Annotated in this window: 22 protein-coding genes; all 22 read left to right on the plus strand. The window is 67.6% G+C overall.

Annotated features, from left to right (window positions below):
* Positions 1-241 precede the first annotated feature (241 nt).
* A complete protein-coding gene (infC, locus tag OH146_RS13475) occupies positions 242-835 on the plus strand; it encodes a translation initiation factor IF-3 (RefSeq protein ID WP_265161721.1) in 594 nt (197 codons plus the stop codon).
* A 61-nt stretch (positions 836-896) separates the two neighbouring features.
* Positions 897-1,091, plus strand: coding sequence for a 50S ribosomal protein L35 (rpmI, locus tag OH146_RS13480; RefSeq protein ID WP_265161625.1), 195 nt, complete (start codon positions 897-899; stop codon positions 1,089-1,091).
* A gap of 28 nt (positions 1,092-1,119) precedes the next feature.
* The gene (gene rplT / locus OH146_RS13485; RefSeq protein ID WP_265161627.1) at positions 1,120-1,506 is read left to right on the plus strand and encodes a 50S ribosomal protein L20; all 387 of its coding nucleotides are present in this window, start codon (positions 1,120-1,122) and stop codon (positions 1,504-1,506) included.
* Positions 1,507-1,537: 31 nt separating this feature from the next.
* Positions 1,538-2,338, plus strand: a complete 801-nt coding sequence (locus tag OH146_RS13490) for a TrmH family RNA methyltransferase (RefSeq protein WP_265161630.1) — start codon at positions 1,538-1,540, stop codon at positions 2,336-2,338.
* Between the two features lie 78 nt (positions 2,339-2,416).
* Positions 2,417-3,229 (plus strand): amino acid ABC transporter ATP-binding protein, encoded by an 813-nt coding sequence (locus OH146_RS13495; protein ID WP_265161632.1) that lies wholly within the window; start codon positions 2,417-2,419, stop codon positions 3,227-3,229.
* 37 nt (positions 3,230-3,266) lie between these two features.
* On the plus strand, positions 3,267-4,142 hold the full coding sequence (locus OH146_RS13500; RefSeq protein ID WP_265161633.1) for a glutamate ABC transporter substrate-binding protein: 876 nt from the start codon (positions 3,267-3,269) through the stop codon (positions 4,140-4,142).
* Positions 4,143-4,234: 92 nt separating this feature from the next.
* Positions 4,235-4,882, plus strand: coding sequence for an amino acid ABC transporter permease (locus OH146_RS13505; RefSeq protein ID WP_265161636.1), 648 nt, complete (start codon positions 4,235-4,237; stop codon positions 4,880-4,882).
* A complete protein-coding gene (locus OH146_RS13510) occupies positions 4,879-5,808 on the plus strand; it encodes an amino acid ABC transporter permease (protein ID WP_265161639.1) in 930 nt (309 codons plus the stop codon). Before OH146_RS13505 ends, OH146_RS13510 begins: the two co-directional genes overlap by 4 nt.
* 42 nt (positions 5,809-5,850) lie before the next feature.
* Positions 5,851-6,888, plus strand: coding sequence for a phenylalanine--tRNA ligase subunit alpha (gene pheS / locus OH146_RS13515; protein WP_265161641.1), 1,038 nt, complete (start codon positions 5,851-5,853; stop codon positions 6,886-6,888).
* A complete protein-coding gene (pheT, locus tag OH146_RS13520; RefSeq protein WP_265161643.1) occupies positions 6,888-9,383 on the plus strand; it encodes a phenylalanine--tRNA ligase subunit beta in 2,496 nt (831 codons plus the stop codon). The genes pheS and pheT overlap by 1 nt, the downstream gene beginning before the upstream one ends.
* Positions 9,384-9,575: 192 nt before the next feature.
* Complete coding sequence (argC, locus tag OH146_RS13525) at positions 9,576-10,622, plus strand: N-acetyl-gamma-glutamyl-phosphate reductase (protein WP_265161645.1); 1,047 nt, start codon at positions 9,576-9,578, stop codon at positions 10,620-10,622.
* 41 nt (positions 10,623-10,663) lie between these two features.
* On the plus strand, positions 10,664-11,821 hold the full coding sequence (argJ, locus tag OH146_RS13530; RefSeq protein ID WP_265161724.1) for a bifunctional glutamate N-acetyltransferase/amino-acid acetyltransferase ArgJ: 1,158 nt from the start codon (positions 10,664-10,666) through the stop codon (positions 11,819-11,821).
* Positions 11,821-12,762 (plus strand): acetylglutamate kinase, encoded by a 942-nt coding sequence (argB, locus tag OH146_RS13535; RefSeq protein WP_265161647.1) that lies wholly within the window; start codon positions 11,821-11,823, stop codon positions 12,760-12,762. Before argJ ends, argB begins: the two co-directional genes overlap by 1 nt.
* Entirely contained in the window at positions 12,763-13,950 is a 1,188-nt protein-coding gene (locus OH146_RS13540; RefSeq protein ID WP_308214962.1) for an acetylornithine transaminase, read from the plus strand.
* Complete coding sequence (gene argF / locus OH146_RS13545; protein ID WP_265161649.1) at positions 13,947-14,885, plus strand: ornithine carbamoyltransferase; 939 nt, start codon at positions 13,947-13,949, stop codon at positions 14,883-14,885. Before OH146_RS13540 ends, argF begins: the two co-directional genes overlap by 4 nt.
* Positions 14,885-16,294, plus strand: coding sequence for an argininosuccinate lyase (gene argH, locus OH146_RS13550; RefSeq protein WP_265161651.1), 1,410 nt, complete (start codon positions 14,885-14,887; stop codon positions 16,292-16,294). The genes argF and argH overlap by 1 nt, the downstream gene beginning before the upstream one ends.
* Positions 16,294-16,953 carry a DNA-3-methyladenine glycosylase gene (locus OH146_RS13555; RefSeq protein WP_265161654.1) on the plus strand — a complete coding sequence of 220 codons (660 nt, stop codon included), beginning with the start codon at positions 16,294-16,296 and terminating at the stop codon, positions 16,951-16,953. Before argH ends, OH146_RS13555 begins: the two co-directional genes overlap by 1 nt.
* Before the next feature lie 57 nt (positions 16,954-17,010).
* Positions 17,011-17,730 (plus strand): ABC transporter ATP-binding protein, encoded by a 720-nt coding sequence (locus tag OH146_RS13560; RefSeq protein ID WP_265161656.1) that lies wholly within the window; start codon positions 17,011-17,013, stop codon positions 17,728-17,730.
* Positions 17,727-19,118 (plus strand): FtsX-like permease family protein, encoded by a 1,392-nt coding sequence (locus OH146_RS13565; protein WP_265161657.1) that lies wholly within the window; start codon positions 17,727-17,729, stop codon positions 19,116-19,118. Before OH146_RS13560 ends, OH146_RS13565 begins: the two co-directional genes overlap by 4 nt.
* Before the next feature lie 41 nt (positions 19,119-19,159).
* Positions 19,160-20,461 carry a GGDEF domain-containing protein gene (locus OH146_RS13570; RefSeq protein ID WP_265161658.1) on the plus strand — a complete coding sequence of 434 codons (1,302 nt, stop codon included), beginning with the start codon at positions 19,160-19,162 and terminating at the stop codon, positions 20,459-20,461.
* A gap of 21 nt (positions 20,462-20,482) precedes the next feature.
* On the plus strand, positions 20,483-21,787 hold the full coding sequence (tyrS, locus tag OH146_RS13575; RefSeq protein WP_265161660.1) for a tyrosine--tRNA ligase: 1,305 nt from the start codon (positions 20,483-20,485) through the stop codon (positions 21,785-21,787).
* Between the two features lie 46 nt (positions 21,788-21,833).
* Positions 21,834-23,441 carry a hypothetical protein gene (locus OH146_RS13580; RefSeq protein WP_265161661.1) on the plus strand — a complete coding sequence of 536 codons (1,608 nt, stop codon included), beginning with the start codon at positions 21,834-21,836 and terminating at the stop codon, positions 23,439-23,441.
* Positions 23,442-23,868: the final 427 nt, after the last annotated feature.

Raw genomic sequence — 23,868 nt, forward strand, 5'->3', positions numbered from 1 at the left:
GGATACGAAAGTGGAGATTCTCCCACCCGCGCTTGACCGCCCTGCTTCACAAGGTTACCGGGTTGTTGGCACCCCGCCGACGTGCACGTGAGTGCTCGCCGGTAGCAGTTCAGGGTGCCGTACCAGTGCTGTTCTCGTCGCCTGACGCAGCAGGCTGGTGTGAATCCTCACTCTCGTCGCCACGGCATCCGCCGCAGGCCAGGCACACAGTTTTTGCAGACGAGTACACGAGGAGCACCGCATCAGCGATCCCAGAACCAACGAGCGCATCCGCGTTCCCGAGGTCCGCCTTGTCGGCCCCGGGGGCGAGCAGGTCGGCGTAGTCCGCATCGAGGAAGCGCTTCGTCTTGCCCAGGAGGCCGATCTCGACCTGGTTGAGGTCGCGCCGAACTCCCGGCCGCCCGTCGTCAAGATCATGGACTTCGGCAAGTTCAAGTACGAGACGGCGCAGAAGGCCAAGGAGGCCAAGCGCAACCAGTCGAACACGATCCTCAAGGAGGTTCGTTTCAGGCTGAAGATCGACACCCACGACTACGAGACGAAGCGCAAGCGCGCCGAGGGCTTCCTCAAGCAGGGTGACAAGGTCAAGGCCATGATCCTGTTTCGCGGCCGTGAGCAGTCGCGCCCCGAGCAGGGCGTCCGTCTGCTGCAGCGTTTCGCGGAGGATGTGGCGGAGTTCGGTTCGGTCGAGTCGACGCCGACGATCGACGGGCGCAACATGACGATGGTCATCGGGCCGCTCAAGACCAAGGCTGAGGCGAAGGCTGAGGCGGATGCTCGCAAGCCGAGCAAGTCGCGTGAGCCCCAGGCCGAGGCCGGCCAGTCGGCGGAATAGTCCGCCCCACGAGTTTCGCCCGTTCGGGCGTCATCGAGCACGACAGCAACAAAGGAGAGAAATGCCCAAGCAGAAGTCCCACTCCGGGGCCAAGAAGCGGTTCAAGGTCACCGGCAGCGGCAAGGTCATGAAGCAGCAGGCCGGCATGCGCCACAACCTCGAGGTGAAGTCGGGTCAGCGCAAGCGCCGCCTCAACGCCGACCAGGTGCTGGCGCCGCAGGACGCCAAGGTCATCAAGAAGCTTCTCGGCAAGTAACGCCGAGCCAGATCAAGGAACATAGAAAATGGCAAGAGTAAAGCGGGCTGTCAACGCCCACAAGAAGCGTCGCGTCATCCTCGAGCGCGCCAGCGGTTACCGCGGCCAGCGTTCGCGCCTCTACCGCAAGGCGAAGGAGCAGGTCACCCACTCGCTCGTCTACGCGTACCGCGACCGTCGCGCCCGCAAGGGTGACTTCCGTCGCCTCTGGATCCAGCGCATCAACGCCGCGTCGCGCGCCAACGGCCTGACCTACAACCGCTTCATCCAGGGTCTCGGCCTCGCGGGCATCGAGGTCGACCGTCGCATGCTTGCCGACATGGCGGTCAACGACCCCAAGACGTTCACGGCCATCGTTGCGACCGCCAAGGCCGCTCTGCCGTCCGACACGTCGGCCCCCAAGGTTTCGGCGTAGTCCGAGCCTTAGCGGCCCTAGACTTGGGGCCATGCTTGACAACCCGCGCTCACCCCGTGTGCGTGGCGTAGCGAAACTTCGCAAGAGAGACGCCCGGTCTGAGACCGGGCTCTTTCTTTTGGAGGGACCCCAGGTGGTCTCGGAGGCGCTCGAGTGGCGCCCCGAGCTGCTGGTGGAGCTCTACGTCACGCCCACGGCGCTTGAGCGGTATGAGGGGCTGGCGGATGCAGCATCCGCTGCCGACCTCGATGTGCAGTTCGTGACCGAGCAGGTGCTCGACGCGATGGCCGACACGGTGACGCCGCAGGGTGTTGTCGCGGTGTGCCGGCAGTTTCCTGTCGCGGTGAAGGACCTGCTCGCCGAGGAGCCCCGTCTCCTGGTCGTGCTGGAGGAGGTGCGGGATCCGGGCAACGCGGGCACGATCATCCGTGCTGCGGATGCCGCCGGCGCCGACGGCGTCATCTTCAGTGGCCGCGCGGTCGACCTGTACAACCCTAAGGTCGTGCGTTCGACGACGGGATCGCTCTTCCATGTGCCCATCGCGGTGGGGGCTGACTTCCCGTCGCTTCGGGAGCGTCTTCGCGACTCCGGTCTGCAGGTGCTGGCTGCGGACATCAAGGGCGATGACCTCTTGGCGGCGCGCCAGGACGGCGTGCTCGCGGCGCCGACCGCCTGGCTCTTCGGCAACGAGGCGCGGGGTCTCAGCGACGACTTCCTCGCCCTCGCGGATCGCGCCGTCTCGGTGCCGATCTACGGCCGGGCCGAGTCGATGAACCTCGCGACCGCAGCATCCGTGTGCCTCTACGAGAGTGCCTTCGCGCAGCGCAGCTGAACGGCTTATCGCGTTACAAACAGATAACGCATGCGAACGGTCACACCCGTAGTTGCTCCGCCCAGTAGGTTTGTCTTCATGACCCTGAACGATGGTGGCGCTCATCCTGCCCCGGCATTCGAGACGACGAGCAACCCGATCCTGGCAAAGAAGGGGCAACCCCTTGTCGTCGTGGAGAACGTCGACAAGTTCTACGGCGACTTCCAGGCGCTCAAGGACATCAACCTGACGGTCAACAAGGGTGAGGTCGTTGTTGTCATTGGCCCTTCGGGCTCCGGCAAGTCGACGCTGTGCCGCGCCATCAACCGTCTTGAGACGATCTCCTCCGGTGAGATCCGCATCGACGGCAAGAAGCTGCCGGAGGAGGGCAAGGCTCTCGCCGCCCTCCGCGCGGATGTGGGCATGGTCTTCCAGTCCTTCAACCTCTTCGCTCACAAGACGATCCTCGAGAACGTCACGCTCGGTCCCATCAAGGTGCGCCGCCGCCCCAAGAAGGAGGCGGAGACGGATGCTCGCGCCATCCTCGACCGCGTCGGCGTGGGCGTGCAGGCGGAGAAGATGCCCTCCCAGCTCTCGGGCGGCCAGCAGCAGCGGGTCGCGATCGCCCGCGCTCTGGCGATGAAGCCCAAGGTCATGCTCTTTGACGAGCCGACCTCGGCCCTCGACCCCGAGATGATCAACGAGGTGCTCGATGTCATGGTGGGCCTCGCGAAGGAGGGCATGACCATGGTCGTCGTCACGCACGAGATGGGCTTCGCCCGCAAGGCTGCCGACCGCGTCGTGTTCATGGCTGACGGCGAGATCGTCGAGGAGAGCGACCCCGAGTCATTCTTCACCAACCCCCAGACTCCGAGGGCGAAGGAATTCCTCTCGAAGATCCTCGACCACTAACCGGTGGCGAGCTGACACAGCACAAAAGGAGACAGGCATGCGAATCACCAAGAGCATGACTCTCGGCGCGGCGGCGATTGCTGCAGCGCTCGTCCTGAGCGGATGTAGCGACTCTGGCGCGGGCACCGAGCCCGAGGTCGACGAGAGCGTCGAGTTCGAGGCCGGCACGACCATGGCCGAGCTCAACGAGGCCGGCAGCATCACGATCGGCACGAAGTTCGACCAGCCGCTCTTCGGCCTCCAGGGCCTCGACGGCGAGCCGGTCGGCTTCGACGTCGAGATCGGCAAGATCATCGCGGCAGAGCTGGGCATCGCGCCCGAGGACATCGATTGGGTCGAGACTGTCTCCGCCAACCGCGAGCCCTTCATCCAGGATGGCCAGGTCGACATGGTCGTGGCGACGTACACGATCAACGACACCCGCAAGGAGGTCATCGACTTTGCGGGCCCGTACTATGAGGCAGGTCAGGACCTCCTCGTGCTCGAGGGGAACCCCGAGGGGATCGAGGGTGCTGAATACTTCGAGGAGAACCCCGACGCGGCCGTCTGCACCGTGACGGGCTCGACGTCCCTGGCCAACATCCAGGAGTACACGTCCAACGTGCTCCAGGCCGAGACCTACTCCGCCTGCCTTGAGCCGCTTCGCCGCGGCGAGGTCGTCGCCGTGACCACTGACAACGTCATCCTCGCGGGTCTTGCAGACCAGAACGAGGGCGAGTTCGAGGTCGTCGGCAACCCCTTCACGGCTGAGCCCTACGGCATCGGCATCGAGAAGGGCGACGACGCGTTCCGCACCTTCATCAACGATGTGCTGGAGGAGGCCTACGAGGACGGCCGTTGGGCCGAGGCCTGGGAGGCCACGGCCGGCAGCGTGCTCGAGACGCCCGAGCCCCCGGCGGTCGACCGCTACTAGGCACCATTCGCAGGCCGGCGGCCCTTCCTCGCGGAGGGGCCGCCGGCCCTGCACACCACTCCATCACGACACCACCCGAGGAGGCCCCGCCAGTGGATGCCATCATCCAGTTCCTGCCGCAGTTCGGCGAGGCATTCCTCGTCACTTTGAGCCTGCTGGTCTTCTCGGGCCTCGGCGCTCTCGTGATCGGCCTGATCATCGCGGCCATGCGGATCTCGCCGGTCGCCTCCCTACGGGCCTTTGCGACCGCCTACACCGAGATCCTGCGCAACACGCCGCTGACGCTCGTGCTGTTCTTCTGCGCGACGATCCTCCCGTATCTCGACTTCTATCCCGGGTATTACCCGCTGGCGCTCATTGGCCTCATGGCATACACCTCGCCCTTCGTCGCTGAGGCCCTGCGCTCCGGGATCAACGGCGTTGCGGTAGGTCAGGCCGAGGCGGCACGCAGCATCGGCCTCCCCTTCGGGCAGGTCGTGACCCTCGTGGTTCTCCCGCAGGCGATCCGGATGGTCATCCCGCCGCTCATCAATGTCTTCATCGCCCTGACGAAGAACACGTCCGTGGCAGGAGCGTTCTTCGTGGTCGAGATCTTCGCCGTCGCCCGCACCGCGGCAAACGAGCGAGGGGATTCGGTCATCGCTCTCCTCCTCGCCGCCGCTGCCCTTTACCTCCTAATCACGATCCCGCTCGGCATCGCTGCCGGTCGGGTCGAGAAGAAGCTGGCGGTGATCCGATGACCTCCGTTCTCTATGACGCTCCCGGCCCCAAGGCCCGCCGTCGCTCGCTCATCATCTCGATCGTGGGCGTGATCGTCATCCTCGGCGGGCTTGCGGCCCTCATTGCCGGGCTTGCCGCCCCTCGGGTCTCCGCCAATGGGACGGAGCAGCCAGGGCTTTTCGACGCCTCTCGCTGGGACATTTTCCTCGACGTGCAGGTCTGGCGGTTCATCGGCGAAGGCGTACTCAACACGCTCCGCATGGCCGCGGTCGCAGCCGTCTTCGCGATCGTCGTCGGCATCCTCTTCTCCTTCGGTCGCTCGGCGCTGACGCCCTGGGTTCGCACACCGTCGACCGTACTGCTCGAGTTCTTCCGCGGCATGCCCGTGCTTCTGTTGATCCTCTTCATCCTTCTCGTGTTCGGCGTCGAGCCCTACTGGGCGGGCGTCGGCGCCCTCGCCCTGTATAACGGCGCAATCATCGGTGAGGCGCTGAGGGCAGGCATCCAGTCCCTCCCCAAGGGACAGCGGGAGAGCGGACTGGCGATCGGCCTCACCCCTCTGCGCACGCGATTCATCATCGAGTTCCCGCAGGCATTCCGGCAGATGCTGCCGATCATCATCGCGCAGCTTGTCGTACTGCTGAAGGACACAGCGCTCGCCTACATCGTGGGCTACCCGGAACTCCTGCGCACAACGACCACCTACATTGCCAACTTCTTCGGCAGCCGCTACGTCTTCTCCCTCTTTTTTGTGGCCCTCGCGATCTACCTCACGATGAACCTCCTGCTTTCGTGGGTGGCGCGTCTCATCGCGAAGCGCAGCGGCCCCAAGCTGGGCAAGACGATCGGCGCTGCAAGTGACAAGGGCGAGGACGACCCGCAGTTCATCGGGGGCCGAGTGAAGGCTGAGAATTACGGCGCGACCGGTGGCTGGGGGCCACGCTGACCGCGACGGCATGACTCCGCCTCGCCGGTAGACTCGTCTCTCGTGTCAGAACCCCTCATCACCGAGTCCCGAGTCGCCGAGGCGGTGGATGCCGCGCTCGCGGCGATCGCCGACGCCGGCGACACGTCCGCGCTCAAGTCGGTCCGCTCCGCCCACCTCGGTGAGGCATCGACGCTCGCGAAGCTCAATGCGAGCCTGCGCGATGTGCCGAACGAGCAGAAGGCTGCTCTCGGCAAGCTCGTGGGGCAGGCCCGCGGCCGGGTGAACCAGGCCTTCGCGAGCCGCGAGGCGCAGGTCGCGGCTGAGGAGGAGACCGCGCGGCTCGCCGCGGAGGCGGTGGATGTCACGGCTCTTCCGTCGCGCTGGAACCCGGGCGCGCGGCATCCGCTCACCCTGCTCATGGAGCAGATGTCGGATGTCTTCGTCGGCATGGGCTGGGAGGTCGCGGAGGGCCCCGAGCTCGAGAACGAGTGGTTCAACTTCGACGCCCTCAACTTCGACGAGGATCACCCGGCGCGCGCGATGCAGGACACGTTCTTCATCGACCCTGTCGCGTCGCACCTCGTCATGCGCACGCACACCTCGCCCGTGCAGATCCGTTCGCTGCTCGAGCGCCCGCTTCCGGTCTACGTCGTCGCCCCGGGCCGCACGTACCGCACGGACGAGCTCGACGCGACGCACACCCCCGTCTTCAACCAGATCGAGGGCATCGCGATCGACCGCGGCCTCACGATGGCGCACCTGCGCGGCACGCTCGAGCACCTTGCCCGGGCGATGTTCGGCGAGGAGGCGAAGATCCGCCTGCGCCCCAACTACTTCCCCTTCACAGAGCCGAGCGCAGAGATGGACGTCTGGCAGCCGAACGCCAAGGGCGGCGCGCGCTGGGTCGAGTGGGGCGGATGCGGCATGGTCAATCGCAACGTGCTGCGGGCGGCCGGCATCGACCCCGAGGAGTACCAGGGCTTCGCCTTCGGAATGGGCATCGAGCGCACGCTGCAGTTCCGCAACGACATGAATGACATGCGCGACATGGTCGAGGGCGACATCCGCTTCTCGCAGCAGTTCGGAATGGTGGTCTGATGCGCGTCCCACTCTCGTGGCTCCGTGAGTTCGTCGACGTCCCCGCGGAGGCGACGCCCGAGGAGATCCACGCGGCACTCGTGCGCGTGGGCCTCGAGGAGGAGGACATCCACCGCGGCGAGCTTGTCGGCCCCATCGTTGTCGGCACCGTCCTCGAGTTTGTCGACGAGCCGCAGTCGAACGGCAAGACGATCCGCTGGTGCCAGGTCGACGTGGGGGAGTCTGAGCCGCGTGGCATCGTCTGCGGCGCCCACAACTTCTTCCCCGGTGACAAGGTCGTCGTGTCGCTGCCGGGCGCCGTGCTGCCCGGCCCGTTCCCGATCTCGGCCCGCAAGACCTACGGGCACGTGAGTGACGGCATGATCGCCTCCGCGAAGGAGCTCGGCCTTGGGGAGGAGCACTCCGGCATCCTGCGCCTCACCGAGCTGGGTCTCGACCCCGCACCCGGCACGGATGCGATCGCCCTCCTCGGCCTCGACGATGTCGCGGTCGAGGTCAACGTGACGCCCGACCGTGGCTACGCCTTCTCGATCCGCGGCATCGCCCGCGAGTACTCGAACTCGACGGGCGCCGTCTTCCGCGACCCCGCCCTCGCCCCCGCGCTGCTCGAGCTCGTCGAGGCCCCGCACACGGGCTTCCCCGTCACGGTCGCCGATCAGGCTCCCATTCGCGGGCGGAACGGATGCTCGGTCTTCGTCACGCGCGTCGTGCGGGGTATCGATCCGACCCGCCCGACCCCCGCCTGGATGGTGTCGCGCCTGCGGCTCGCGGGCGTGCGCTCGATCTCGCTCGCGGTCGACGTGACGAACTACGTCATGTTCGAGCTCGGCCAGCCGATTCACGGCTACGATCTCGCGAAGCTGAGCGGCGGCATCACGGTGCGCCGGGCGAACGCGGGGGAGACCCTCACGACCCTCGACGACCAGGTGCGAAAGCTCAGCACGGAGGACCTGCTCATCACTGACGAGTCCGGGCCGATCGGGCTCGCTGGCGTCATGGGCGGCGCCGCGACCGAGATCTCGGATGCCACGAGCGACGTGCTCATCGAGGCCGCGAACTTCGACCCCGTCTCGATCGCCCGCACGGCGCGTCGTCACAAGCTGCCGAGCGAGGCGTCGAAGCGCTTCGAGCGCGGCGTGGACCCGCTCGTCGCGGAGGCCGCAGCGGCGCGGGTTGCCCAGCTCCTCGTGGAGCTCGGCGGCGGCACGATCGACGAGCTCGGATCGTCCCTCATCGAAGCGCCCGCTCCCTCTACCATCACCCTGCGCGACGGCCTTGTCTCGGCGCTGCTCGGTGTCGAGTACACGCCCGAGGAGGTGCGCGGCTCGCTCGAGGCGATCGGGGCGCGGGTCGAGGCATCCGAGGGTGCGTTCCTTGTGACCCCGCCCAGCTGGCGGCCCGACCTCGACGATGAGCCCACTCTCGCGGAAGAGGTCGCGCGCCTCGTCGGCTACGACCGCATCCCCTCGATCCTTCCCGTTGCGCCTCCCGGCCGCGGCCTGACCCGCGAGCAGCGGATGCGGCGTGCCGCATCGACCATGCTGGCGGCGGGTGGCCTCACCGAGGTGCAGTCCTACCCCTTCGTGTCGGCGGCGACGCACAAGCGCTTCTCGGGGGATGCCCCCGCCATGCGCCTTGCCAACGCGCTCGATGCCGAGGTGCCGCTCCTGCGCCGCAGCCTCATTCCCGGCCTGCTCGACACGGCGCGTCGCAACCTCTCCCGCGGCCTCACGGATCTTGCCCTCTTCGAGGTCGGCACCGTGTTCCTGCCGGAGGCGGGGAAGGCCTACGGCAGCGATTCACTCCCCGTCGGTAACGCCCACCCGGGCGACGACGTCGTCGCGGAACTGAATGCCGGCATCCCCCCGCAGCCGTGGCATGTCGCCGCGCTCTTCGTGGGCGACCGCGTCGTGCGTCAGCCCGGTGAGGCTGCCGTGCCTGCCTCGCTCGTCGATGCGATCGACGCTGCCCGTCAGCTGGGTGCGGGTCTCGCCGTGCCGCTGCGCGTCGAGCAGGGCAGCCACCCCGCGATGCACCCGGGCCGGACGGCTGAGATCTTCGCGGGCGATCGGGTGGTCGGGGTCGCTGGTGAGCTTCTTCCCGCGATCGCGGACGATCTCGACCTGCCGCGCGTCGTGGCGCTGCTGGAGCTCGACCTCAATGCCCTCATCGAGCTCGGTGCCCGGGAGGTCGTGACAGCGCCCATCTCGACCTACCCGGCGGCGACGCAGGACGTCTCGCTCGTCGTGCCGATGGAGGTTCCCGCGGGAGATGTGCTCGCCGCCCTCACGGAGGGGGCCGGCGCGCTGCTCGAGCATGCCGCGCTCGTCGACGACTACCGCGGCCAGGGCATCCCGGAGGGCAGCCGTTCGCTGACCTTCGCGCTGCGCTTCCGGGGGCCTGATCGCACGCTGACGGCGGCCGAGGCATCCGATGCGCGTCTCGCGGGCGTCGCACTCGCGGCGGAGCGTTTCAGGGCGTCCCTGCGCGAGTAGTCACGCGGGCGCCCGGTAGGCGCTACAGTGTTCGGGTGGACATGATCCGTGGAACCCGGCTCGGCGAGCGTCGCCCCGAGCTGTTCCGCGTGCGCCGACTCTCGGCGACGTCGCCTCGCTGACCGATTCGTTCAGCCGCCGCGTCGCCGCCTCCGGCCTATCATTGTCCGTTCCTCTCATAAGGTAGAACCCATGACCCTCTCCGTTGCCGTCGCCGGCGCGAGCGGCTATGCGGGTGGCGAACTGCTGCGCATTCTTGCGGCCCACCCGGATGTCACGATCACGACCGTCACCGCCCACTCCAACGCCGGGCAGCCGCTCGTCGCGGCGCAACCACATCTCCGCTCGCTCGAGCACCTCGCCCTCGTCGACACGACCCCCGAGAATCTCGCGGGTCACGATGTCGTCTTCGTCGCCCTGCCGCACGGCAAGTCGGGCGAGCTGACCGACCACCTGGGCGACGAGGCCCTCGTGATCGACTGCGGGGCTGACCACCGTCTCACCTCCGAGGACGACTGGGACAAGTTCTATGGCGGCGAGTTCTATGGCGCCTGGGCCTACGGTCTTCCCGAACTCCTGCTCACTGACGGTTCGCGCCAGCGCGAGCGGCTGGTCGGCGCGCGGCGGATCGCGGTGCCCGGATGCAACGTGACCGCGATCACGCTGGGTCTCGCCCCGGGCATCCAGGCTGGCCTGCTGCAGCCGCAGGATCTCGTGTCGGTGCTCGCGGTCGGCACGTCGGGCGCAGGCAAGGCGCTCAAACCCCATCTACTCGCGAGCGAGATCCACGGCTCGGCGATGCCCTATGCGGTGGGCGGCACCCACCGGCACACGCCGGAGATCGTGCAAAACCTAGCGGCAGCGGGAGGGGAGGGGGCATCCATCTCCTTCACGCCCGTTCTGGTGCCGATGTCGCGGGGGATCCTGGCGACGAGCACGGCGCAGATCGTGCCGGGGGTGGCCCTCTCCGACCTGCAGGCCGCGTGGGAGCAGGCCTACGCTGCGGAACCCTTCGTTTCTGTTCTGCCTGCGGGGGAGTTCCCGAAGACGGCCGATGTGCTCGGGGCCAACACCGCCCTCATGGGCCTCGCACTCGATGAGGCGACAGGGCGCGTCGTCGTCGTGAGCGCCATCGACAACCTTGTGAAGGGCACGGCGGGGGCCGCCGTCCAGTCGATGAACATCGCGCTGGCCCTTCCCGAGGCGACAGGACTGACGACGAACGGAGTGGCACCGTGAGCGGCGCGGGAGTCGAGGTCGGCACCTCCGACCCGGAGGGTGTGGGCGTGACCGCCCCAGCAGGTTTCGAGGCGGCGGGTGTCGCCGCCGGTCTCAAATCCTCGGGCGGGCTCGATGTCGCGCTCGTCGTCAACCGCGGGCCGTCGCAGGCGGCCGCGGCGGTCTTCACGAGCAACCGTGCCGTCGCCAACCCGATCATCTGGTCGCGGCAGGCGGTTTCCGATGGAGTCGTTTCGGCGGTCGTGCTCAATTCGGGCGGCGCCAACTGCTTCACGGGGTCCTTCGGTTTCCAGACGAGCCACCTGACGGCGGAGGCTGTCGGTCGCGCCCTCGAAGTGTCGGCGGGCGACGTGCTCGTGTGCTCGACGGGGCTCATCGGCGTCGGCGACCAGAGCTTCCGCGACCGGGTGCTCGCGGGGGTCGACGCGGCGGCAGCAGCCCTCAGCGCAGAGGGCGGGGCGAACGCCTCCCGCGCCATCATGACGACCGACACGCGCCCCAAGACGGCGGTGGTTCGCCGCGACGGCTGGACGATCGGCGGCATGGCGAAGGGCGCGGGTATGCTCGCGCCGGGCCTCGCCACGATGCTCGTTGTGATCACGACCGATGCCGAGCTCACGAGCGAAGAGCTGGATCAGGCGCTGCGCGCCGCTACCCGTATCAGCTTCGACCGCCTCGACTCCGACGGCTGCATGTCGACCAACGACCAGGTGACCCTGCTCGCGAGCGGGGCATCCGGTATCCGCCCGGATCTGGGCGTGTTCACGGCGGCCCTGCAAGCACTCTGTATGGATCTGGCGTTCCAGCTGCAACGCGATGCAGAGGGCGCGAGCCACGACATCATCATCGAGGTCATGAGTGCCGCGAGCGAGGACGACGCCGTCGAGGTGGGGCGCTCGATCGCGCGCAACAACCTCTTCAAGGCAGCGATCTTCGGCAACGACCCCAACTGGGGTCGGGTGTTGGCGGCGATCGGCACGACGACGGCCGATTTCGACCCCTACAACGTCGATGTCTCCATCAACGGCGTCCGCGTGTGTTCGAAGGGTGGCCCCGACCGGCCGCGCGAGGAGGTCGACCTGACTCCTCGGGAGGTCCTACTGCAGCTCGAGCTGAACGCGGGGCACTCGGGGGCGATCATCCTCACCAACGACCTCACGCACGACTACGTGCACGAGAACAGCGCGTACTCCAGCTGATGACCGACTCCACCGATCTCCAGGCAGTGCGGGCGCAGGCCCTCATCGACTCGCTCCCGTGGCTCAGGGCCTTCCAGGGGCGCATCATCGTCGTCAAGTTCGGCGGCAACGCCATGGTCGACGATGAGCTCAAGAGGGCGTTCGCGCAGGACATGGTCTACCTGCACCATGTGGGCATCCGGCCCGTCGTCGTGCACGGGGGAGGGCCGCAGATTTCCCGCGCCCTCGCGGAACGCGGCATCAGCAGTGAATTCCGCGGCGGACTTCGCGTCACAAGCCCCGAGGCGATGGAGGTCGTCCGGGAGGTGCTCACGCGCGAGGTGAGCGGCGAACTCGTCGACCTGATCAATGAGCATGGCAACCTTGCCCAGGCGCTCTCGGGGGAGACGCAGGGGCTCTTCACCGGTCAGCGTCGGGGCACGATCGTCGACGGTGAAGAGGTTGATCTCGGGCTCGTGGGCGACGTCGTCGGCGTCGACCCCGCCGTCATCACGGCGCTGCTCGATGCCGGCCGCATCCCGGTCGTCTCCTCGGTTGCTCCCGATGGGGACGTGCCCGGGCAAGTGCTGAACGTGAATGCGGATTCCGCGGCAGCATCCGTCGCGGTCGCCCTGGGCGCCGTCAAGCTGGTGGTGCTGACGGATGTCGCGGGGCTCTACTCGGACTGGCCCAACCGCGACTCGCTCGTCTCCCGGATTACGGCATCCGAGCTTCGTGCGCTCCTGCCCTCTCTCGAGTCCGGCATGATCCCCAAGATGACGGCCTGCCTTGAGGCGGTGGACGGCGGCGTCGACAAGGCCGCAATCATCGACGGGCGGGTGGCGCACTCGATTCTGACGGAGGTGTTCCGAAGCAGCGGCATCGGCACCGAGGTTGTGCCCGATGCCACCCCTCACGAGACCGCCCCCGGCGACGAGACGACGACAGCGAAGGCAGAGTAAGTGGAGAATCAGGACTGGATCAGCAGGTTCGGCGCGGCCATGATGGGCTCGCACGCGACACCCCTCACGATGCTGGAGCGAGGTGAAGGCTGCCACGTCTGGGGCACGAACGGCAAGCGCTACCTCGACTTCCTCGCGGGCATCGCGGTGAACTCTCTCGGTCACGCCCACCCGGCGCTCGTTGACGCGGTCTCGAGCCAAGTGGCGACCCTTGCGCACGTCTCCAACTATTTCGCCACACCGCCGCAGATTGAGCTCGCCGAGCGGCTCAAGCGCATCACGGGGGCGGGGGAGAGCGGCCGCGTCTACTTCGGCAACTCGGGCGCGGAGGCGATGGAGGCGGCCTTCAAGCTGGCTCGCCTCAACGACGGCGGCGGGCGGCGCAGCCGCATTCTCGCGCTCACGAATGCGTTCCACGGCCGCACCATGGGGGCGCTCTCGCTGACGGGCAAGGCCGCGCTCAGGGATCCGTTCGCGCCCCTCCTCGGCCAGGTGGAGCACATTGATGGCACGATCGAGGCGCTCGAGGAGGCGATGGACGACACGGTCGCGGCCGTCGTGTTCGAGCCCATCAAGGGCGAGGCGGGAGTCGTCGACCTGCCGGACGGTTTCATCCGCCGTGCGCGGGAGCTCACGGCGGAGCATGGCGCGCTGCTGATCCTCGATGAGATCCAGACGGGCGTCGGCCGCACGGGCACGTGGTTCACCTACCAGCAGTTCGGCATCGAGCCGGATGCGGTGGCGATCGCGAAGGGCATCGCCGGGGGGATGCCGATCAGCGCCCTCGTCACCTTCGGCGAGGCCTCGGAGCTCTTCAAGCGCGGCCACCACGGCAGCACCTTCGGTGGCAACCCACTTGCGACGGCTGCAGCGAATGCTGTGCTCACCGAGATCGAGAAGTCGGGGCTCATCGAGAACGCAGCCAAGCGGGGGGAAGAGCTGCGCGAGATCATCCGCGGCATTGATTCCCCCCTCGTGTCGGAGGTGCGTGGCCGCGGTCTGCTCATCGGGGTGGGCCTCACGGAGCCCGCTGCGAATCGCATCTCGGTGGCCGCCCTCGAGGCCGGACTGATCATCAATGCGGCGAACGAGTACAGCGTGCGTATCGCACCGCCGCTCATCGTGGGCGATGTTGAGATCGAGGAGTTCGCGCGGCACTTCCGCACCGCATTGGAGGCGGCACAGTGACCAGGCACTTCCTTCGCGACGACGACCTCAGCCCGGCCGAGCAGCGGGAGATCCTCGATCTCGCACTCGAGCTCAAGGCAGACCGCTTCTCGCGCCGGCCCCTCGAGGGTCCGCAGACCGTCGCGGTGATCTTCGACAAGTCGTCGACCCGCACGAGGGTCTCCTTCGCGGTCGGTATCGCCGACCTGGGCGGCGCCCCGCTCATCATCAGCATGGCGAGCAGCCAGCTGGGCGGCAAGGAGACTGCCTCCGACACTGCGCGCGTGCTGGAGCGGATGGTCGCGGCGATCGTGTGGCGCACCTACGCGCAATCGGGGCTCGAGGAGATGGCCGAGGGCACGACGGTTCCCGTCGTCAACGCGCTTTCGGATGACTTCCACCCCTGCCAGCTGCTCGCCGACCTGCTCACCATCCGCGAGCACCGCGGGGACCTTGCGGGGCAGACGGTGACGTTCCTGGGCGATGGCGCGAGCAACATGGCGCAGTCCTACGCGCTGGCTGGCGCAACCGCCGGCATGCATGTGCGTTTCGCGAGCCCTGAGGGCTACCACCCCGCCGAGTCCGTCATTGCGGATGCCACGAGGATCGCCGGGACGACGGGGGGCTCTGTTGAGTGCTTCTACGACCCGCGCGAGGCCGTCGCGGGCGCGGACGTCGTCGTGACCGACACCTGGGTCTCGATGGGCAAGGAGGAGGAGAAGGCTCAGCGCGTCGACATGCTCGGCGAGTACCGCGTCGACTCCGAGCTCATGGCGCTGGCGAAGGGTGACGCGATCTTCCTGCATTGCCTTCCCGCCGACCGCGGCTTCGAGGTCACGGCCGACGTGATCGACGGCCCCCAGAGCGTCATCTGGGATGAGGCGGAGAATAGGCTGCACGCGCAGAAGGCGCTCCTCGTCTGGCTTCTGGAGCGCAGCGACGGAGGGAGGGCGTGATGGCGCGCGGCACCAACACGGGCTCGCTCTGGGGCGGCCGTTTCAGCAGCGGACCCTCGCCTGAGTTGACTCGGCTCAGCAAGTCGACCCACTTTGACTGGCAGCTCGCCCCCTATGACATCCTCGGCTCCAAGGCGCACGCCAAGGCGCTCGCGGCCGCCGGGTACCTCGACGACAGCGAGCTTGAGGGGATGCTGGCCGCGCTCGATCGGCTTGGGGCAGAGGTAGCCTCGGGCGAGCTCGTCGCCGAGGAGTCCGACGAGGATGTCCATGGCGCCCTAGAACGACACCTCCTCGCGATCGCGGGGCCGGAGCTTGGCGGCAAGCTGCGTGCGGGCCGCAGCCGCAATGACCAGATCGCAACCCTCGTGCGGCTCTACCTCCTCGACCATGCCGCCGCGATTCGGCACCTGGTGGTTCAGCTCATCGATGCGCTTGCGGCGCAGGCGGCGGCACATCCCACGGCGATCATGCCGGGGCGCACGCACCTGCAGCACGCCCAGCCCGTCCTGCTGGCTCATCACCTGCTGGCGCACGCCTGGCCACTCGTGCGCGACCTCGAGCGTTTGCGGGACTGGTCGGTGCGAGCATCCGTCTCGCCCTACGGTGCCGGGGCGCTCGCGGGCAGCTCTCTCGGCTTGGATCCCTCGCTCGTGGCGCGGGAGCTCGGTCTTGCGGCGCCGAGCGAGAACTCGATCGACGCGACCGCCAGTCGTGACGTCGTGGCGGAGTTCGCCTTCATCGCCTCCACGATCGGCATCAACCTGTCGCGGCTTTCGGAGGAGATCATCCTCTGGAACACTCGTGAGTTCGACTTCGTGACGCTCGACGATGGCTACTCGACGGGTTCTTCGATCATGCCGCAGAAGAAAAACCCCGACATTGCGGAACTTGCACGCGGCAAGTCCGGGCGTCTCGTCGGCAATCTCACGGGTCTGCTCACGACTCTCAAGGGGCTCCCGCTCGCCTACAACCGCGACCTGCAGGAGGACAAGGAGCCTGTCTTCGACTCGGTGGAGACGCTCGAGGTGCTGCTGCCCGCGTTCACGGGCATGGTCGCCACGCTGCGCTTCAACACCGAGCGAATGGCAGAGCTGGCGCCGCAGGGTTTCTCGCTTGCGACGGATGTCGCGGAGTGGCTGGTCCGGCAGCGGGTGCCGTTCCGCGAGGCGCACGAGATCAGTGGGGCGCTCGTCGCTTTCTGTGAGGAGCGCGGGCTCGAGCTTCACGAGCCAAGCGATGAGGAGTATGCCGCGATCGACACCCGCCTCACGGGTGGAGTGCGTGAGGTGCTTTCCATCGAGGGTGCGGTGTCGAGCCGCAACGGCGTGGGCGGCACAGCGCAGGAGCGCGTGGCCGAGCAGCTCGGCGCCCTCACTCAGCGAGTGCGGGAGCTCGCCGAGCGGTGATGGATGCGGCGCTTGCCGAGCTCCTCGCGGGAGATGCGGTTACGGCGGCCCCGCGTCTGCTCGGCTCGCTTCTCTCGGTTGATTCCCCCGAGGGGCGCGTGTCGATCCGCATCACGGAGCTGGAGGCCTATCACGGCGCGGCCGACCCCGGGTCACATGCTTTCCGCGGCCAGACGAGGCGCAACGCCGTCATGTTCGGCCCACCCGGGCATCTGTACACGTACTTCACCTATGGCATGCACACGTGCTGCAACATCGTTTGCTCACCAGAGGGCGTGGCATCCGGATGCCTCATCCGCGCGGGCGAGGTCGTGGAGGGCCTCAACCTGGCGCGTGCCCGCCGCCACACGTCTCGCTCCGATGCCGACCTTGCGCGCGGGCCGGGGCGCGTGTGTGTCGCCCTCGGTGTCACCCTCGATGACGGGGGAGCCGATCTCGCGACGTCACGCATCCGGCTGACGTTGGGCGAGCAGGTGCCGGATGTTGCGACGGGCCCACGAACAGGCGTGTCCGGCCCAGGCGGCACCGAGGAGTTCCCCTGGCGTTTCTGGGTTCCCGGCGACCCGACCGTCTCGCCCTACAAGCGGCACGTGCCCAAGACCAGGAGCACCGTGGCGGGCAGGGCGACAAACGTCCCGAGGAATACATCCGACGGATGACCCGGTGTGGTCCGCCCGGTCGATGTGTCGGCCGAGGCCTGACGACAGGCTGGATGCATGAACTTCCACGACCCAGCAGCACTCCTGTCGGCCTCGCGCCTGACGGTCTCCTACCCCGGCACCCGGGCTCTCGACGGTGTCGATCTCACCGTCCGCGCGGGTGAGTCTGTCGCCATCATGGGGCCGTCGGGCTCGGGCAAGACAACCCTCCTCCACGCTCTCGCGGGCATCATCACCCCGACAAGTGGCGAGGTGATCGTGACGACCGAGGCGGGTCTGGTCACCGTCAGTGCCCTCTCCGAGTCGGATCGATCGCGGCTGCGTCGCGAGGACTTCGGCTTTGTCTTCCAGCAGGGCCTCCTCATCCCGGAGCTCACCGTCATCGAGAACGCGTCGTTGCCGCTCCTCCTCGCGGGCCAGTCCAGGGCGACGGCGGAGGCACACGCGGTCGCGTGGCTCGCTCGGCTCGGGCTCGCCGGGCTCGAGCGTCGCCGCATCGGTGAGCTCTCGGGTGGGCAGGCGCAGCGCGTTGCGATTGCCCGGGCGCAGGTCACGGGGGCGCGCCTCATCTTCGCCGATGAGCCGACGGGAGCGCTCGATTCGGCCACTTCACGCGAGACGATGACCGCCCTTCTCGAGGCTGCGACGGATGGCGGCCGCGCGCTGGTCGTTGTCACTCACGACGAACAGGTGGCAGCTCGCTGTTCACGCATCGTGAGGTTGCGCGACGGACGCCTCGACGGGGCCGAGCGCGCGGGTTCTGAGGAGGCAGCATGACCGCGACCACTACAACCACAGGCATCCCGGCTCGTCCCGCGCGGTCGCGCCGCGGCGCGCCCATTGCCCGTCTCACATGGATGCTGGCGCGCCCCGGTGCCGACTCGCTGTCGACATTGTTGCTCCCGGGGGTGGCGTTCGCGGTCACGACCGCGCTGCTGCTCACAGTGGCGGGGGGCGGCGCCATGTTCTGGCGCTGGCCCGATGAGGAGTGGGCTGCCACGTATCAGTTGCTGAGCGGTCTCGCCCTCGCCTTGCTCGTCATTCCTCTTGCCAGTCTCAGCGGCGCCGCGGCGCGTCTGTCGGCCCGCCGTCGTGATGACCGGCTAGCGACCCTCCGCCTGCTCGGAGCGACGGGCCGCGCGGTTGTCGCGATCACGGTCCTGGAGTCTGCCCTCATTGCGTCGGCGGGAGCCGTCATCGGCGTCGTGCTCTACCTGGCGGCGACCCCTCTCGTGGGGCTGATCCCCTTCGGCGGCGCGCCAATCGGCGCCGCCGCGATTCTTCTTTCGCCGCTGTGGGTCGCCGCGATCGTCGTCGCTATCGTCCTGCTCGCGGCCGTCAGCGCGGTCGTGGGCCTGCGAAAGGTCGTCATCTCCCCGCTGGGTGTGCGTCTCAAGCAGTCGGCGCCCCGCGTTAGCTGGCTGCGGATGCTCGTGGGCGCGGTCGTCGTGATCGTCGCGTTTGTCACGCTCCAGAGCTTCGGGGTGCTGCCGAGCTACACGGCGATCGCGGTCGCGATCGCCGCGGCATTCGCGATCGGTGTCGGCGTGCTCAATCTTGTCGGTCCGTGGGTGATCTGGCTCATTGCCCGCGTTCAGCTCTCCCGCGCCGGCACGGCTCAGAAGCTCATCGCCGCGAGAACCATGCTGGAGGCACCCAAGGTCGCATGGCGTCAGGTCAGCGGGCTGGCGATGACGAGCTTCGTCGCGGTGGTCGGCGGCACGGGTGTGTCGTTCCTCATCAAGGAGGGTGGGCCGGCAGATCAGGTCGTGCTCTTCAGCGACGTGCGCACGGGCATCATCATCACTCTCGTGGCCTCCTTCCTGATGGTCGCGTGCTCTGTTGGGGTGAACCAGGCCTCGGCGGTGCTTGATCGGCGCGATCTCTACGTCGGGCTCGACCGCGTCGGCATGCCTCGCGGGGTTCTCGAAGCAGCTCGGGCGCGCGGCATCATGGTGCCCCTCGCCTGGGTTTCGCTCGGGTCCGCGGCGCTCGGCGCGCTTCTGGTGTTTCCCCTGGCCGGCTACGCGCTCATCACGGCGCCGGCCTCGCTCCTTGTCATTGCTCTGGCCTTCGCGGTCGGCATAGCCCTGGTCAGCCTCGCGCTCGTAGCGACGAGGCCGGTTGTCACGAGGGTGCTTGAGCATCCGGAACGGGCTCAGTAGAGCAGGGGCTTCGCCAAGCTGCGGGTGGTACCGTCCGGCGCATGAAGAGTGCAGACGCAGGCCGGGCATCGCTGAGCGAGGAGGCGTCCGTGCGCCTGCGGCTCGTGGCGGACGTCATCCGGGAGATGCCATCCGCCGCCTTCATCACCGATGCGGGGCAGGCGACCGGTCGTCCCAGCATCCTTGCTGCCAACGCGGCCGCGATCGAGTTGACGGGGTATTCCTTTGCCGAAATGGAGGGCAAGTCGCCCATCATGTTCTCTCGGGAGACGGTGGACGAGGAGAAGCTGGCCGCCGCCCTTGCCGCGTTCCAGGCCGGCGAGGCTCATCGCTCGCGCACCGTGCAGAAGCGACCGGATGGCGCGCTCTACTACGTCGACTGGAGCATGACGCCCGTGCGTAACCAGGCGGGCGAGGTTGACTTTTTTCTCTGGCTTCAGGGAGACGTGAGCCAACGGGTCGAGGCGGAGGGTATGCGCGACACTCTTTTCGAAGCGCTCGACCTCGCGGAGGACTCGGTCATCATTTCGAGCGACGAGGGAATCGAGTTCGTCAACCGAGGGTTTCGGCGACTGAGCGGGCTTGACGAGGCCGACGTGCTGGGAAATGAGATAAACGCGCTCGAGATGGTGCCCATCGATCCGCGCACCCTTGAGCCCACGGATTTGGTGGCGCCCGACACACCGAGGATTCTGATTCGAGGACGAAGCACAGCTGGCGCGAGCGTTTACCTCGACATCGCAACGACGGTCGTGGTGGACAAGACGACGGGTGCACGTCGCCTGGTCCATGTGGGCAAAGACGTGACTGAGGACATCATGCGTCGCTCGGAGGAGAGAGCCAGGGCAAATCGCGATCCTCTCACGGGCCTTCTCAACCGTCGCGGGGGCGAGGCGATGCTCGACGCAGCCCGTGCTGAGGCCCAAGCACGTGGAGGAACCTTCTCGGTCGTCATGGGCGACATCGACCGCTTCAAGAGCGTCAACGACCGCTACGGGCATCCCGTCGGTGACGCCGTGTTGCAAGCGGTCGCCTCGGCGCTCGAACAGAACGTGCGAGCGGAATCCTCGGTCGTGCGATGGGGCGGCGAAGAATTCCTCGTAGTACTACCGGCGATGGCTCTTGACACGGCGGTACCTCTCGCCGAGCGGCTACGGGCGCTTGTAGCGGAAGCCGAGACGGAGCCGGCGGGCGCGGTGACCATCTCGCTCGGCGTCGCGGAGTGGTTTCCAGGAGAGGGGCTCGCGAGCGTTGTCTCTCGGGCCGACAAGGCACTGTACTCCTCAAAGACGCACGGGCGAGACAGGGTCACCCGTGCGGCGCCGCCGCACTCGCCCGCCTGACGCGCTGGTACCGTTGACGTCGTGTCAACGACCGGGCAACTCCTTGAGCAGCAGAGCAACGACGATTCCTTTCCCTCTCTGTGGGACGAGCTGCGCTGGCGTGGCCTGATTCACGTTTCGACAGACGAGTCGGCCCTTCGGGAGCTTCTCGCTGGGCCACCGATCGTCTATTACTGCGGCTTCGATCCGACGGCCCCGAGCCTTCACCTGGGCAATCTGGTCCAGCTCCTCCTGCTGCGCCGCCTGCAGCTGGCAGGCCACCGGCCGCTGGCGCTGGTCGGCGGGTCTACGGGCCTCATCGGCGATCCCAAGCCGACGGCGGAGCGCACCCTCAACACTCCCGAGGTTGTGGCGGAATGGGTCGGCTACCTTCAGGGGCAGGTGTCGAAGTTCCTGAGCTTCGAGGGCGAGAATGCGGCTCAGCTTGTCAACAATCTGGACTGGACCGCCCCGCTCTCCGCGATCGACTTCCTGCGCGACGTGGGCAAGTACTTCCGCGTCGGCACGATGCTCAAGAAGGATGCTGTGAGCGCCCGTCTCAACTCAGACGCGGGCATCAGCTTCACCGAGTTCAGCTACCAGATTCTCCAGGGTATGGATTTTCTCCAGCTCTACCGCAATTACGGCTGCGTGTTGCAGACGGGTGGCTCCGACCAGTGGGGCAATCTGACGAGCGGCACTGACCTCGTGCATAAGGCCGAAGGGGTGAGCGTTCACGCGATCGGCACCCCTCTCATCACGAATTCCGACGGCACCAAGTTCGGCAAGAGTGAGGGCAATGCGGTGTGGCTGGATGCCTCGCTCACAAGTCCCTACGCGATGTACCAGTTCTGGCTCAACACCGACGACGCCGACGTGGTCGCGCGGCTGAAGGTCTTCACGTTTCTGTCGCGGGCGCGCATCGAGGAGCTCGAGCGCGCCGTGGCGGAGGAACCTTTCCGGCGGGAGGCCCAGCGCACTCTCGCGTTTGAGGTGACGTCGCTTGTCCATGGCACGGCGGCGACCGAGGCGGCGATCGCGGCGGCGCAGGCGCTCTTCGGTCAGGGCGAGCTTGAGTCGCTCGATGCGGCGACGCTTGAGTCGGCGCTCGCCGAGCTTCCTCATGCGGCAGCATCCCCAGGCGCAACGATCGCCCAGCTGCTTGTCGATGCCTCTCTCGTGAAGAGCCTGGGAGAGGCCCGTCGCGCGATCGAGCAGGGTGGTGTCTATGTCAACAACGTGAGCGTGACGGATGCCGCCGAAACGATCGACTCACACCTGCTTGCGGGCCGTCTCGCTGTGCTGCGGCGCGGCAAGAAGACGCTCGCGGGTGTCGTCGCGGGCTAGGTTCGGTCGGCCTCGTTAGGATGGGGCGAGCCAGCGAGGGGAGAGCGTGGAAGAAAAGCCTGATGTCAGCCGGGGCACCGGTGAGGCAGACCGTGCAGGGTCGGAGGGTTCGGCGCCGAGCGCGTTTTCGGCGGGAACGCCTGGCGGCGAGTTGAGGCGCGACCGTCGTCGCCTTCGCGAGGCGGCACGAGCCGAAGCTGAGGTGGACCCTTCGGTCGATGGAGGCCCCGCATCGGATTTCCGCGAAGCGAGCGGTCCTTCGGGCGACACGCCACGTCCCGAGACGGGCGGTTTCAGCGCGTTCGAGGCTCTCGGTTTCGATCGCGAGACGTTCGGCGCAGCGGCCGCAAGCGCGCCCGCATCTGTCACTCCTGAAAGCGGGCTGCCGGCGGCGTCCATCACACCCCCGCAGTCGTTCGGCGTGGCACCGCCGGTGTACGGCACTCCGGGCGTCTCTGTTCACGACGAGGTCGCGGGTCTTCCGGTCGGCGATGTCGAGCCGTCGCCGCCGCCTCTCTTGGAGCCGCCCCGTCCTGATCCTTCGCCCGCAACGCAAGCGTTCTCGACGTCGAGCCTGCAGACGTCCGGCCTGCTCGCCTCCGATGCCGGCGTGGCCGGGGCGGATGCCGCCTCGCCCTTCGCCCCGCCCGCTTCCCCGGACACCCCGCCTACACGGGCGTTCGATGCAGCGCAGCCCGCCGAGCCTTGGGTGCCCGAGCCCCTGGCATCCGAGCCCCTGGCGCCAGAGTCCCGGGCAGCAGAGCCCCTCACACCAGAGCCCCTCACACCAGAGCCCGCGTCGCCGGAGCCCTCGCCGCTGTCGACCTCTTCTCCCTGGTCCACCGACGAGGGGGATTCGGATGCTGCAGCCACTACGGCTTTCGCGACTCAGTTCCCCGCTTCCGCCTCGTCTGCCGCATCGCCGGCGGCGGACCGGTCCGCGCCTCCCGCTCCCCACGTTGGGGGAGCGGCGCCTGGTTCCCGTCCCGAGGGCGGGCATCCGGTCTTGGGCCCGCTCGCCCCGCGCGTTCGTGAGGTTCCCGGTGATCTGCGCATCATCGACATCGCGGCCATCGTGTTGGCGTTCCTCCTGCCGCCGGTCGGCTTCGTGGTGGCGCTCGTCGCGATGGCTCGGGGCCGGGACTTTCGCGGGTGGCCGTCGCCGCTCGCGAGGGCCGCGACGTGGGTCGCGGTCGTGATGACGTTCGTCATGGCGGTGGCGGGAGCCTTCCTGTGGTTCGAACTCGAGGAGCAGCGCGAGGCGCAGGCGGCTGCGGATGCTGCAGCAGCGGCTCACGCCGCGGTCGTGGCGGAGAGCGAAGAGTTCTGCGCAACCCTCGCGGCGACACCGACGATCTTCGGGACGGGCGACCCGGACTACGGTTGGCCCCAGCTCGAGGACCCGGCGGGCTACGTGCCGGCGATCTCGGCGTATGCCGCGACCTGGCAGGGCCTCGTTCCTGTGGCTCCCTCGGGAATTGCCGAGCAGGTGACGTCGTTCAGTGCTCGGGTCGACGGCATTGTCGCGGTGGCGAATAGCCTGCCGAGCCCGAATCGCGCCGGCGATCTTCTTGACCTGCACTCACAGGCCGACATCGCGACTATCGATGGTTTTGTCGCGGAGTACTGTTCCCCCGAGATTTCGGGGGAGTAGGGCGCGCCACGCCCGGGATTCCATTTGGATTTGCCCGGGCTCCCGAAACTACGTAAAGTACTTACTCGTCACCCCAAAGGTGCGGAAAGCGGAAGTGCTTCCCGGCCTCAAGCGGGACTGAATCCTCAGGCGAAAGCCACCGAAGAGCTCCTCGCGGAGATGTTCTCTTGCAGAGTCGAATCTTCGGGCTTAGGATAAAAAACCCACTTTCTGATCGACCCGATCGATCACCCGGTCAGTGAAACCTGGCATCTCGAGTGCGCCTGTCGGCGGTTTCGGGAAGACAGCCGGTCGATTTGACACGGACACAGAAGGTGGTAGCTTAGAGAAGTTGCCCCGGCAGCGTCACCGGAAGGTGGAGCACCGGGAGCGTCCGATCCTTGAGAACTCAACAGCGTGCACTATGTCAAATGCCAAAAACCTCGTA

The organism is Homoserinimonas sedimenticola, assembly GCF_026094475.1.
Taxonomy (GTDB): domain Bacteria; phylum Actinomycetota; class Actinomycetes; order Actinomycetales; family Microbacteriaceae; genus Homoserinimonas; species Homoserinimonas sedimenticola.

Bases quoted from the DNA above. Each gene is read 5' to 3' on its own strand.
- rpmI (WP_265161625.1), top strand. From the start codon at position 897: ATGCCCAAGCAGAAGTCCCACTCCGGGGCCAAGAAGCGGTTCAAGGTC.
- rplT (WP_265161627.1), top strand. From the start codon at position 1,120: ATGGCAAGAGTAAAGCGGGCTGTCAACGCCCACAAGAAGCGTCGCGTC.
- OH146_RS13490 (WP_265161630.1), top strand. From the start codon at position 1,538: ATGCTTGACAACCCGCGCTCACCCCGTGTGCGTGGCGTAGCGAAACTT.
- OH146_RS13495 (WP_265161632.1), top strand. From the start codon at position 2,417: ATGACCCTGAACGATGGTGGCGCTCATCCTGCCCCGGCATTCGAGACG.
- OH146_RS13500 (WP_265161633.1), top strand. From the start codon at position 3,267: ATGCGAATCACCAAGAGCATGACTCTCGGCGCGGCGGCGATTGCTGCA.
- OH146_RS13510 (WP_265161639.1), top strand. From the start codon at position 4,879: ATGACCTCCGTTCTCTATGACGCTCCCGGCCCCAAGGCCCGCCGTCGC.
- pheT (WP_265161643.1), top strand. From the start codon at position 6,888: ATGCGCGTCCCACTCTCGTGGCTCCGTGAGTTCGTCGACGTCCCCGCG.
- argC (WP_265161645.1), top strand. From the start codon at position 9,576: ATGACCCTCTCCGTTGCCGTCGCCGGCGCGAGCGGCTATGCGGGTGGC.
- argB (WP_265161647.1), top strand. From the start codon at position 11,821: ATGACCGACTCCACCGATCTCCAGGCAGTGCGGGCGCAGGCCCTCATC.
- argH (WP_265161651.1), top strand. From the start codon at position 14,885: ATGGCGCGCGGCACCAACACGGGCTCGCTCTGGGGCGGCCGTTTCAGC.
- OH146_RS13555 (WP_265161654.1), top strand. From the start codon at position 16,294: ATGGATGCGGCGCTTGCCGAGCTCCTCGCGGGAGATGCGGTTACGGCG.
- OH146_RS13560 (WP_265161656.1), top strand. From the start codon at position 17,011: ATGAACTTCCACGACCCAGCAGCACTCCTGTCGGCCTCGCGCCTGACG.
- OH146_RS13565 (WP_265161657.1), top strand. From the start codon at position 17,727: ATGACCGCGACCACTACAACCACAGGCATCCCGGCTCGTCCCGCGCGG.
- OH146_RS13570 (WP_265161658.1), top strand. From the start codon at position 19,160: ATGAAGAGTGCAGACGCAGGCCGGGCATCGCTGAGCGAGGAGGCGTCC.